This window comes from Pirellulales bacterium, from assembly GCA_036267355.1.
Taxonomy (GTDB): domain Bacteria; phylum Planctomycetota; class Planctomycetia; order Pirellulales; family DATAWG01; genus DATAWG01.
On record DATAWG010000086.1, the window covers coordinates 64857 to 76704 of the forward strand.

The following is an 11848-nucleotide window of genomic DNA, read 5'->3' on the forward strand; positions in this document are numbered from 1 at the left end:
CACGTCTAGTATTCCCGCGGCGTCACTCTACCTTGTACTCGGAGTGGCAATCCCTGGATTCTTAAAAATCCTTCGGCGTCGGTTTGGTTGTACGAGCCGCCGGCTTCCATGCTGGCCACGGCGGCGTCGTAGAGGCTGTTGGCGCTTTGCCGCGAGGCGACCATGATGTTGCCCTTGTACAAATTCAGCCGCACTTCGCCGTTCACTGGCCGCTGCGCCTGGCGAATGAACGCCAAAAGAGCGTCCATCTTGGCCGTGTACCAAAATCCGTAGTACACCATCTCGGCCACTTCCGGCGAGAGCCGATCGCGCAGATGAACAAGATCGCGGTCGAGCGTGAGCTGCTCCACCAGGAGATGGGCGGCGTAGAGCAATGTCATTCCGGGAGCTTCATACACGCCGCGGCTTTTCATCCCCACGAAGCGGTTCTCGACCATGTCGATCCGGCCGATGCCGTTGCGGCCGCCGATCTTGTTCAACTGGCGAACCATTTCGATGGCGCTATAGCGCCGGCCGTCGATCGTCGTGGGCACTCCCGATTCGAAGCCGATCGCCAGCGATTCCGGCTTGTCGGGCGCCTGCTGCGGCGAGACGGTCATGCCGAAATCGACCAGTTCCAATCCGTTGGTCGAAAGGTCTTCGAGCTTGCCGGCCTCGTAGCTGATGTGCAAGCAGTTTTCATCGGAGCTATACGGCTTGGCGGCCGACGCTTTGACCGGAATTTTGCGTTCATTGCAATACTCGATCATTTCCTTGCGGCCGGGAAACCGCGAGCGAAATTTTTCGATCCGCCACGGCGCAATCACGTGCACCGCCGGATCGAGCGCTTCGGCGGCAAGCTGAAAGCGGCACTGATCGTTTCCCTTGCCCGTCGCGCCATGGGCATAAGCATCGGCCCGCATTTCCCGGGCGACCTGCAAGCAAACCTTCGAAATCAGCGGCCGGGCGATCGAGGTGCCGAGCAGATAGAGCCCTTCGTATTTGGCCTGCCACTGCAGAACGGGAAAGGCGAAATCGCGGCAGAGTTCTTCCTGGGCATCGACGATCCGGGCCGAGGCCGCTCCGCATTGCCGGGCTTTGGCCAGAATTGCCTCGCGATCTTCGCACGGCTGCCCGAGATCGACATACACGGCATGCACATCGTATCCCTCGTCGCGCAGCCAGCCGAGGATGACCGAGGTGTCTAATCCGCCCGAATACGCCAACACGCAGCTTGGCATGGAATGCTCCCGGTTGATTGATTCGATTGTGCACCGGTTCCTGATTTGAATTCAGACGATTATACGGTCTCACGCGGAGGCGCGGAGCCGCCGGAGAGAAAGATTTGGAACACGCTCGAGAGGAAAACGCGGGAGCGGGCAGGCGTCATGCCGACGGCGTTGCGTGCGCATGGCTATTGTAGCAGGCACACGGAGTGTGCCTGCTACGTTGGTTGCGGCTCCGCCCCCGGCATGGCCCGGCGGGAAGGGCAAACATCAATCTCCGCGCTGACAGGGTAGCCGGGGGCAGATAGAATGCCGGCCATGAATCGTCAACCTTATTTATTCGCGGCCGCGGTGTTGGTGGCCATCGCCTTTTCGATCGGCTATGCCGCCGGCAGCGGCGGATTGTCGGGCGTTGGCACGCCTGCCGCGGCCCCCGCCGCGCGGGAAGATGGCATTTCCTGCTATTTCTCGCCGCGCGGCGGTTGCACCGACGCGGTGGTCGCGGAAATCGAGCAGGCGCAGCACGAAATCATGGTGCAGGCCTATTCGTTCACGTCGCACCCGATCGCCGAGGCGCTCATCGAAGCCCACCGTCGCGGTGTGAAGGTGACGATCGTGCTTGATAAAAGCGAGCTCAAGGAACACTCGCTTGCCGACGAAGTGGCGGGAGCCGGCATCCCGACCTTTGTCGACGACAAGCACAAGATTGCCCACAACAAGATCATCCTGATCGACGGCCGGACGATCATCACCGGCAGCTTCAATTTCACCACCGCCGCCGAACACAGCAATGCCGAGAACTTGTTGATCCTCCACGACCGCTCCAAGCTCTACGCCGCGTATCAGCAGAATTTCGAGCACCACCTCGGCCACTCGGTGACGTTTAGGGGCGAGGGGTTAGGGACGAGAAACGAGGGGAAGACAACCAGGGTACGCTTCTAGTATGATCCCATCGAATCGGCCACCTCGATCAGCGCGGCGAACACAACCCGCGGCCGAGTGTCCTTGCTTGTAGGTGCGTTCCCCCTGCTTTTTTCGTGCGCGGCTTGTCGTCGATTTCCACTCGTCCCTCGCCCCTAGCCCCTCGCCCCTAATGTTACGAACCCATACCTGCGGCCAATTGCGAGGCTCCGACGTCGGACAGACCGTGACGCTTTGCGGCTGGGTCGATAAAACCCGGGATCACAAGGGCGTGATCTTCGTCGATCTGCGCGATCGCTATGGCAAGACGCAAGTCGTGTTCGATCCCGATGCCGGGCAGGCGAATATCGACATCGCGCGCTCGCTACGGGCCGAGTTTGTCGTGCTTGTAAGCGGGGTCGTGGCGCATCGGCCGGAAGGAACGGTCAATCCGAAGCTGGCAACCGGCGAGATCGAGTTGCATTGCCGCAAGGTTGTGGTGTTGAACCAAAGCGCGACGCCGCCGTTTCAACCCGGCAGCGAAGAACTGCCGGGCGAAGAGATCCGCCTCAAACATCGCTACATCGATCTTCGCCGCCCCGACATGCAGCGAATCCTGACGCTGCGGCATCGAATCATCAAAGGCATGCGCGATTATTTCGACGAGCACGGCTTTCTCGAGATTGAAACGCCGATGCTCGGCCGCAGCACGCCCGAGGGGGCCCGCGACTATCTCGTGCCGAGCCGCATTCAACACGGCAGTTTCTACGCGCTGCCGCAATCGCCGCAGTTGTACAAGCAGATTCTGATGGTGGCGGGCTACGATCGCTATGTGCAGGTCGCCCGCTGCTTCCGCGACGAAGATCTGCGGGCCGATCGCCAGCCGGAATTCACGCAGTTGGACCTGGAGATGTCGTTTGTCGACTCCGACGACGTGATCGGCATCATCGATGGCCTTGTCGAGCGGATCGCCCGCGATGTGTTGGGCCTGGACGTTAAGTTGCCGCTCAAGCGCATGACCTACGACGAAGCGATGGAGCGATTCGGCCACGATGCGCCCGATTTGCGCTTCGGCATGGAACTTAGCGATCTCACCGATTTGGCAAAGCAAACCGAATTCCGCGTATTTCGCGGGGCTGCGGATGGCGGCGGCCGAGTGCGCGGGGTGAACGCCAAGGGGGCGGCGGCGAATTATTCTCGCAAGAATATCGACGATCTGACCGCCCAGGTGATGCAAAACTCCGGAGCGAAGGGCTTGGCTTGGTTCAAAGTCGAGGAAGGCCGCACGTTGGCCTCGCCGATCGCCAAAAACTTTGCCCCCGAGCTTTTGGCCAAAATCGCCGACCGCATGCAGGCCGAGCCGGGCGATTTGCTGCTGATCGTCGCCGACACGTTCGAGGTGACCTGCAAGGCGCTGTACGGGCTGCGGAAACGATTCGGCGAAGAATTAAAACTCTACGACCCGCGGGCGATGCATTTTTCCTGGATCGTCGAGTTCCCGATGTTTGCTTACGACGAAGAGGAAAAACGCTGGGCCGCAATGCATCACCCGTTCACGGCCTGCCGGCCGCAAGACGACGCGCTTCTTGCCACCGACGCCGGCAAATGCCGCGCTCAGGCCTACGACCTGGTGATCAATGGCTCCGAGGCTGGCGGCGGCACGATCCGAATTCACGACCCGGAAATGCAGCAGCAAGTGTTCGGCCTGTTGGGCATCGACCGGCCGACCGCCCGCGAGCGGTTTGGCTTCTTGCTGGATGCTTTGCAATACGGCGCTCCGCCGCATGGCGGCATCGCGCTGGGCATCGACCGCTGGGTGATGCTCTTCGCCGGCCTGACGAATATCCGCGACTGCATGGCATTCCCGAAAACGCAAAAGGCCACCGACCTGATGACCGAAGCGCCCGGCGCGGTCGATCCGCGGCAGCTAAAGGAATTGGGGATCAAATTGCAGTAAGAAGAAGAAAACGATTCACGCGGAGTCGCGGAGACGGCGGAGGAGGGAAGAGACACCACGCGCGAAACGGCAAGCGATGCACGACGCACTGCGGCCGAACACACGACTTTCCCTGTTCAGATTTGTTCGCGTGCTCCGCGATCCCCGCGTCTCCGCGTGAGAATGTCTTCGTCTTTTACGTCGATACGAAGCATACGAGCGACCGACCGTCGAGTTCGATCGAGCCGTTTGGTGGCGACGGCGGGCCGTCGAGCTTCGGATAAATGTCGTTCGGCGGTTCAGCGGCCGTGTCGACGAATTTTTTCCAACTGATCGGGCGCACCAGCGACGGCAGGGTGAAAGTTCGCGGCAGGTAGCCGGCATGAATGAGCAGCATGACGTGCCGCGACATCTGGCTTCCGTTCCCGGTTTTGGCCGGCGCTCCGAACACGCAGATCAGGCTCGGATCGTCTTCCTCCCAGCGCTTCCCGGAGCCGTCGGCGGCAAACCAACTCACGTCGGGCAGTTCCCCGGCAAGCCACGGTTCGCCGCGCAAGAACTCTTTGCGCCGCAGCGTCGGGTTGGCCCGCCGCATCGCGATCAGACCTTGCACGAAACGCAGCAGATCGGCATTCTTCTCGGCCAGCCGCCAATCGAACCAACTGATCGGATTGTCTTGGCAATAGGCGTTGTTGTTGCCGCGCTGCGTCCGGCGGCATTCGTCGCCCGACAAAATCATCGGCACTCCCTGGCTCAACAACAGCGTCGCCAGAAAGTTGCGAATCTGCCGCTGACGGAGCTGCTCGATCGAACGGCGGCGGGTCGGACCTTCCAGCCCGTAGTTGTCGCTCATGTTGTTGTTGTCGCCGTCGCGATTGCCTTCGCCGTTATCATCGTTGTGCTTGCGGCAATAGCTGACCAGATCGTTGAGCGGGAAGCCGTCGTGGGAGGTGATGAAATTGATGCTGTGGTACGGATGCCGGCCGCCGGCTTGATACAGATCGGCCGAGCCGGCCAATCGCGTCGCCAGTTCGCCGGTCAGATGGCGATCGCCGCGCCAGAAGCGGCGAATATCGTCGCGATATCGGCCGTTCCATTCCGCCCACCGCAGCTTGGCGAACGAGCCGACCTGATACGCTCCCGAGGCGTCCCACGCTTCGGCGATGATCTTCGTGTCGGCCAGCAGCGGATCTTCGGCAATTCGTTCGACCACCGGCGGATTGGGAGTAATGTCGCCGTTTCGGTCGCGGCTCAGGATCGACGCCAAATCGAAGCGGAAGCCGTCGATGTGGAAATTGTGGACCCAATGCCGCAAGCACAAAAAGATCAGTTCGCGAACGATCGGATGATTGCCGTTGATCGTGTTGCCGCAACCGGAATAGTTGCGATAGTAGCTGCCGCCGTTGCCGAGCATGTAGTAGACGCGGTTTTCGAGTCCTTTGAAGCTGAGCGTCGGCCCGAGTTCGTTGCCTTCGGCAGTGTGGTTGAACACGACATCCAGAATCACTTCGATGCCCGCCTGGTGCAGCGCGCGAACCATCTGTTTGAATTCGGTCACCTGCGCTCCGGGCACCGGGCTTGAAGCATAGCCGCGGTGCGGGGCAAAAAACGCCAGCGGATCGTAGCCCCAGTAGTTGGGCCGCGCCAGATCGTGCCCCAAAATCCCCTCGGTCGGGAATTCATGCACCGGCATCAATTCGACGGCCGTCACGCCCAGCGACTTCAAATACGGGATTTTTTCGATCACGCCCAGATACGTGCCGGGATGTTCCACGCCGCTCGACGAATCGCGCGTAAAGCCTCGGACGTGCATTTCGTAGATAACCGTGTCGGACAGGTTGCGGCGCAGATGGCGATCGTCTTCCCAATCGAAGGCATCGTCGATCACCACGCATTTCGGCGGCCGGATCATGCCGTCGTCGCTATGCAAGAATTTTCCGGCGAGCGCTCGGGCGTAGGGATCGATCAGCCGGGCTCGGCCGTCGAAGCGGTTTCCTTTTTCGGGCTCGAACGGCCCATCGGCTTGAAGGTGGTAAAGCTGGCCGTGGCCGACTCCGGGAACAAAGATGCTCCAAATATCACCCCACCGATCGGTTTCACGGTCAAACGAAATGATCTCGTTCGGCTCGCGATCTTCGACGCGATCGTAGAGCAAGAGCCGCATGGCGGTTGCCGATCGGCTGAAAACGACGAATTGCACTCCCGTCTCGTGGACGATGGCGCCGTAGGGGAGAGGATAAGTGAACTGCAGGGCCGGATGAGGGTGCGGAGAAGGCTTGAGCACAGTGCGTTGCGTCTCCAAGGGGTCGGGCGTAGGTTGTTGCATCGTATTGGCCGCCGAGAGCGCTCGGCTCTCAAAAAAACCATACCACCTACTGAACCCAAAGGCCGCCGCCGCGACGCGTAAATCGTGGCCCAATCGAGCTTTGAAAGACGGGTAGCCCGGATTGGCTTGAGTGGGCCGGTTAGCCAAACTTGTCGGCCGTGCCCCGTGGGAGGCTTTCGACCCAGATAGCCTCGCGCAACCGCTCCAGCTTCTCGACTCAATTTAGAATGACTCCTACGAGCACGCGGTGCCATCCTGCTATGCTTGCCCCCCTCTGTCAAGCAAAATCATGGCGACCGACGGTTGGCCGGCGACCCCCGTCGCGGATGTGGCGACGGTTGTGATACGCGGCTCTGCAATGGTGGATTGACTGATTTCCCGCATCAATCACAATGGCCGAACACGGCGATCAATTCATGCAGATCTGTATCGGTCCGGGTTCGGGAGAATCGATTGATGTTGACTCAAATGACAGCCGGCGCCCCTGGGCCGTCGGTCGGTCGATGGTGGAATTGGCTGGTGCGCTCGCGAGCGTGGATCGGCATTCTGCTTTTGCTCCCGTTTGGATTCGCGGCAGTCTTCTCCCCACCGCACTCGCCGGAAGGAAGCTGGGGCGACATCGGCTTGGACATACCAGGTTGGTTGTTGTTCATGGTTGGTGCGGCATTGCGCTGGTGGGCCACTCTCTACATCGGCGGCAGGAAGTCGACGTCGGTCATTACCGAGGGCCCCTATTCCATCTGCCGCAATCCGCTCTACCTGGGCACCTTCTTGATGTTAATGGGATTTTCATTTTACTTGGAGTCGCTGACGTTTGCGGCAGGGTGCGTGGTGGCAGCAGTGTTTTATTTATCCGTTACCGTCTCGGCAGAAGAAACAAGGCTGCGGCAACACTTCGGCCAACCATTCGTCGATTATTGTCGCACGGTGCCACGGTTTTGGCCGCGGTTCCGGCTGTTTCGCTCCACCCCGGAGATCGTCGTGAGCGTCCGCGGTCTTCGGTCGGAAGCATATCGGGCAGCGCGCTGGATTTGGCTGCCGTTGTTAGGCGAAATCGTCGCCCAATGCCGTACCGAGGCCTGGTTTCCCCGCTGGTTCCATATGCCCTAAGTTCCAAGGGCCAAATTTGCGGTTCTCGCCGCGCACCGTCGCGGCCATCTCATCTCCCCCGCGTCTCCCTTGAGACATCTCTTCCCGGAGCGCTACGGCAGCGGTTTGACCGAGCGCCAGCGGTCTGGTAATTTGCAGCATGTCAGGCCTTCTCGCGCGGCGGGACTCTTGGATCGTTTATCTTTGGCGGTTCATCTTCCTCGATATTCGGTAGGGATTCGTTATGGCATCGGTTCGTAGTCGATTGGCATTGGCACTGGTGGCCGGCATCGCGTCGGCAATGTGCGGTTGTTCGGCGAAGACACCCGATCGCGTGGCCGCTCCGGCAATCGATCCGTCGGCAATGGCGGCCAAAGCAATGGCGCTATACGACACGAACAAAGACGGCGTGCTTTCCGGCGACGAACTGAATAAATGCCCCGCCATCAAAACCTCGATCAAGCTCTTCTCCAGCGGCGACGGCAAAGTGACGGCTGACTCGATCGCCGCCGAATTGCAAAAGATGAAAGACAGCAAAGTGGGCATCATGTCGCTGATCGCCAACGTGAAACTCGACGGCGCCGAACTCGAGGGAGCCAAGGTGCAACTCGAACCCGAGCCATTCATGGCCGGCGCTATTTCGTCCGCTTCCGGCATGACGAACGCCAAGGGCTCCGCGAGCCTGGTGATCGATTCGCAAGGCGGCGGCCCGCGCGGTGCAAATCCCGGCCTCTACAAAGTGCGAATCACGAAGCAGGTAAATGGCCACGAAATTATCTCGGCGCGCTATAACACAGACACCGAGTTGGGCATCGACGTCGCCCAAGATAATCTGGATCTGATGAGCCAACTCCGCTTCGATTTGAAGAGCCGATAACGTAGCAGGCGCCGATAGCGTACCAGGCACAGTCCCTGTACCGTCTGCGCTGCTCTATGCGTCGCGGACCGCGGACGGCACACGGAGAGTGCCTGGACCTTTGGTTGCGCCAAAGGGCCGCGCGTGTGCCGTGGCCGTCAATCGGCTTTCAACAGTTCGTGCAGGTGGAAGTGGAATTTGCCGAGTTTTCCGCCGTAGTTGCCCGCGGAAATCGCGGGCACTGCCGGTCCGGCCGCGGCCCGCATCGCCGCCGCCATCGCATCCCCAACCGCTTGTTCGTCGGTGCCGTCGATCACGATCTCGTAGGCAAAGTTCGCCGCGGGATGAAGCCGCGATTCGACTCGGCCGCGAAGCGTGGGGCAGAACGGGTCGCTGGTCGACGCTTTGAGTTTCTTGTAGCGCGAGCCGACTTTGCTGCCGCTGCGGGCGACACCGCCGGGAAACGGCGTAATCGTGCCGGCGAGCGCTGCCACCGCCTCCGCGCCGTGCCGCGCCGCGGAAAGCGCTTCGTCCAAATCGGCGGATTGCAAAATGATGTTGCCGCCGCCGATGCCTTTCTCGATGCCAAGCGACTCGGCCACGAGGAATTCGCCATCCATCACGGGGATCCGCCAGAATCGCTGCGGTCCGACCAGTTTGCTCTTTTGAAATCCATCGCCGAAAAAGCGGAGCGATTTGCCAAGCGGCACCCGTTCGGCAGCCTGCGACAGGCCGTCGTACACGGCGGTGGTGGGGCATGTCATCAGGCATTGCCCGGTGCGGTTTAACAGCGAACGGCCCAGGTTCTCCGCGGAAAAGCCGAAAGCCAAAATGGCGGCGCCGGGGCGACGATCCGGCGTTTCTCCCGTTGAGAGCCAATTTTCCACGCCCGCCTCGGCATCGCAAGCGATGATCGAACTGGCATAGCCGGTGAATTCGGCCACGGCAGCGCGTAGCCAAAACTCGTCGTGCGCCGTGACGATTAGCCGCGCGTAGCGCATGCGAAACGCTTCGGCAAACGTGGCGTCGATAATCGTGGAACCAAGCTTCATCGGTCGCTGCGCCTTTCGTCCGCAACTCCACTGGGCCAATAACTGTAGTAGGCACACTCCGTGTGCCGCCAGCGCGCCGTGGCGTGTTGCGCAAAAAGCAGCGCAGACGGAGTGTGCCTGCGACGTTCGTTGCGCTCCGCCGCCAGTCCTTTGCCAAGCACCGCGGCTCATTGGTCTTATCACATCTTGCCGGCACTTCAATGGCCCCGCCCAACCGGTTGTAGACTATGTTTAAGCAATTGCGGGTTTTGCCCGCCGGCGCTTATAATCAGGGTTTATCGATTTTGGTTGTTACAGGGGGGGACGGGCTCATTATTCGGCGGCGTGCTGGGATGCAATTCCTGGCGCCGCGAGCCGAAGAATGAGCCAGACCCCGATCGCGCTTTCCAGACAGGAGATTTTCGTGTCCACCGGCAAATTCTTGTTCACCAGCGAATCGGTCAGCATGGGCCATCCCGACAAATTGGCCGATCAGATTTCCGACGGCATCCTCGATGCCCTGATCGCCCAAGACCCGCACAGCCGCGTGGCTTGTGAAACGCTGGTGACAACCGGAATGGCCATGATCGCCGGCGAGATCACCAGCCGCGGCACGATCGATTATCCGACCGTCGTTCGGCAGGTGATTCGCGACGTTGGTTATGTTGATGACCAAATGGGAATCTCCGCCGACACGTGCGCGGTGCTGGTCGCCGTTGGAAAGCAGAGCCCGGACATTGCCCAAGGCGTGAACGAGAATCAAGCGGCGGGCAAGGAAATCGGCGCCGGCGATCAAGGGTTGATGTTCGGCTATGCCTCGAACGACACGCCGGAATTGATGCCGCTGCCGATCGCCTTGGCCCATCGCATTCTGAACCGACTGACCGAAGCCCGGCAAAACCGCGATGTCGATTGGCTCCGGCCCGACAGCAAAAGCCAGGTTACGGTCGAATTCGATGGCCAGCGGGCCGTGCGCGTCGATACGGTCGTGGTTTCGACGCAGCATGCGCCCGAAGCAACGCACAAACAGATTTACGACTATGTCGTCAACCAGATTGTCTTGCCGTGCTTGCCCGAGGAATTGGTCAACGGCAAGATCACCTACCACGTAAATCCGACTGGGCGATTCGTCGTTGGCGGGCCGCAAGGAGATTGCGGGCTGACCGGGCGGAAGATCATCGTCGACACCTACGGCGGGTGGGGACGCCACGGCGGCGGCGCGTTTAGCGGCAAAGACCCGACGAAAGTCGATCGCAGCGCCGCCTACATGGCCCGGCATATCGCCAAGAATGTCGTGGCCGCCGGCTTGGCCGATCGATGCGAATTGCAGTTGGCCTACGCAATCGGTGTTTCCGAGCCCGTGAGCGTGCATGTCGACACGGAAGGGACTGGCCGGCTCGAAGACGAAAAGATCTGCCGGCTGATTCGCGAGCTCTTCCCGCTTACGCCTAGCGGCATCATCAAATATCTCGACCTGCGGCGGCCGATCTATCGCAAGACGGCGGCTGGCGGCCATTTCGGACGCAGCGAACCGGAATTCACGTGGGAAGGCACTGCCAAGGCGGCCGAACTGGCCGATGCCGCAGGCATCGGCGCGGCCGTGGCCTGAGCGTCGGATAAGCTGGTCGCAATCGAGCCATTGAGCGCCGGGATCGCTGAACTCTGGAATCGTGCAGCATGGACGCTGGGGTCATTGATCTTGCCGCGGCGTGGCGACCGGCCGCGGATCGATTTCGCGTTCGACTGTCGCTGTGGATCTCTGGTCTACTTGTTGCGGCGATGGCCGTAGCGACGGCACTCATTCTCGCACGGCGATTGGCCGGCGGCCTGGAACAACCGCTTTCTTCCGTTGCGATCGGGTCGGCAACGGCGATTGCGGCGATCTTGGCCGCGGCCGCTCGATTCACGATGCCGACGAATTTCAGCGCGAGCCGCGCGGCGGTCGCATGGCTGCGATGGTCGACCGCCGTCTTGCTCGTGGTCTTCGTCGCCGCGCTTTGGCTCCCCGGCACTTCGTGGTTCGCGATTGCCATTGCGTGGGGAATCGTGGCGGTGGAAGAATTATTGTCGTGGCGGCGCTTTCACGACCGCACCCGCCGCAGCACGATGGTCGTCGCGCCGCGCAGTGTTTCGAGCCTGATCGCAAAACCGGATGAGGTCGGTCTTCAGCTTGCGATTCCAGGTATCGTTCCGGCAAGTGCTGTTGCAACTGCGGCGGCTCCGCTGCTGCCGCCCGCATCGCCGGCCACTTCGGCCGAGGTGATCCAGCAATCGACCCGCTCGCATACGGCAGGGGGCGTCGATCGGCTCGCCGGCTGGCTGCAAATGGCGCTGGCCGCGGGCGAGCGGAATGCGACGGCCCACATCGCTTTTTGCCCGCCATTCTTGGAGACGCCGAAGATTTCGCTTCGCCAGACGGCCGGCCCGGCGGGCCGCATTCGGGCCATGCAAATTCTGCCGCATGGAGTCCGATTGGAATTGAAACTGGACCATTCGCCGCGCCAA

The 11848-nt window shown here is 61.0% G+C and carries 9 protein-coding genes; 6 read left to right on the forward strand and 3 right to left on the reverse strand.

Annotation, left to right across the window (positions count from 1 at the left end; all coding sequences use genetic code 11):
- Nucleotides 1–5 precede the first annotated feature (5 nt).
- Complete coding sequence (locus VHX65_13645) at nt 6–1220, reverse strand: argininosuccinate synthase (GenBank protein ID HEX3999591.1); 1215 nt, start codon at nt 1218–1220, stop codon at nt 6–8.
- Nucleotides 1221–1523: 303 nt separating this feature from the next.
- On the opposite strand from VHX65_13645, the gene VHX65_13650 reads away from it, so the two are divergent.
- Both VHX65_13650 and aspS read left to right on the forward strand, forming a co-directional pair.
- On the forward strand, nt 1524–2147 hold the full coding sequence (locus tag VHX65_13650; protein HEX3999592.1) for a phospholipase D family protein: 624 nt from the start codon (nt 1524–1526) through the stop codon (nt 2145–2147).
- A 151-nt stretch (nt 2148–2298) separates the two neighbouring features.
- Nucleotides 2299–4062: an aspartate--tRNA ligase gene (gene aspS / locus VHX65_13655; GenBank protein ID HEX3999593.1), complete on the forward strand. Its 1764-nt coding sequence runs from the start codon at nt 2299–2301 to the stop codon at nt 4060–4062.
- Nucleotides 4063–4237: 175 nt separating this feature from the next.
- On the opposite strand, the gene glgX is transcribed toward aspS, so the two are convergent.
- Nucleotides 4238–6367 (reverse strand): glycogen debranching protein GlgX, encoded by a 2130-nt coding sequence (glgX, locus tag VHX65_13660; GenBank protein ID HEX3999594.1) that lies wholly within the window; start codon nt 6365–6367, stop codon nt 4238–4240.
- Nucleotides 6368–6823: 456 nt separating this feature from the next.
- On the opposite strand from glgX, the gene VHX65_13665 reads away from it, so the two are divergent.
- A complete protein-coding gene (locus VHX65_13665) occupies nt 6824–7477 on the forward strand; it encodes an isoprenylcysteine carboxylmethyltransferase family protein (protein HEX3999595.1) in 654 nt (217 codons plus the stop codon).
- Between the two features lie 223 nt (nt 7478–7700).
- The gene (locus VHX65_13670) at nt 7701–8333 is read left to right on the forward strand and encodes a hypothetical protein (GenBank protein HEX3999596.1); all 633 of its coding nucleotides are present in this window, start codon (nt 7701–7703) and stop codon (nt 8331–8333) included.
- A 137-nt stretch (nt 8334–8470) separates the two neighbouring features.
- Here VHX65_13670 and fhcD read toward each other — a convergent pair whose 3' ends face one another.
- Nucleotides 8471–9364 carry a formylmethanofuran--tetrahydromethanopterin N-formyltransferase gene (gene fhcD, locus VHX65_13675; protein ID HEX3999597.1) on the reverse strand — a complete coding sequence of 298 codons (894 nt, stop codon included), beginning with the start codon at nt 9362–9364 and terminating at the stop codon, nt 8471–8473.
- Between the two features lie 397 nt (nt 9365–9761).
- Between fhcD and metK the strand changes: the two genes are divergently transcribed.
- Together metK and VHX65_13685 are read left to right on the forward strand one after the other, a co-directional pair.
- Entirely contained in the window at nt 9762–10952 is a 1191-nt protein-coding gene (metK, locus tag VHX65_13680) for a methionine adenosyltransferase (protein ID HEX3999598.1), read from the forward strand.
- Between the two features lie 68 nt (nt 10953–11020).
- On the forward strand, nt 11021–11848 hold an 828-nt coding region (locus VHX65_13685), incomplete at its 3' end, for a hypothetical protein (GenBank protein HEX3999599.1).

Coding starts and splice junctions, on each gene's coding strand:
- VHX65_13645 (HEX3999591.1), bottom strand. CDS start 1,220: ATGCCAAGCTGCGTGTTGGCGTATTCGGGCGGATTAGACACCTCGGTC.
- VHX65_13650 (HEX3999592.1), top strand. CDS start 1,524: ATGAATCGTCAACCTTATTTATTCGCGGCCGCGGTGTTGGTGGCCATC.
- aspS (HEX3999593.1), top strand. CDS start 2,299: ATGTTACGAACCCATACCTGCGGCCAATTGCGAGGCTCCGACGTCGGA.
- glgX (HEX3999594.1), bottom strand. CDS start 6,367: ATGCAACAACCTACGCCCGACCCCTTGGAGACGCAACGCACTGTGCTC.
- VHX65_13665 (HEX3999595.1), top strand. CDS start 6,824: ATGTTGACTCAAATGACAGCCGGCGCCCCTGGGCCGTCGGTCGGTCGA.
- VHX65_13670 (HEX3999596.1), top strand. CDS start 7,701: ATGGCATCGGTTCGTAGTCGATTGGCATTGGCACTGGTGGCCGGCATC.
- fhcD (HEX3999597.1), bottom strand. CDS start 9,364: ATGAAGCTTGGTTCCACGATTATCGACGCCACGTTTGCCGAAGCGTTT.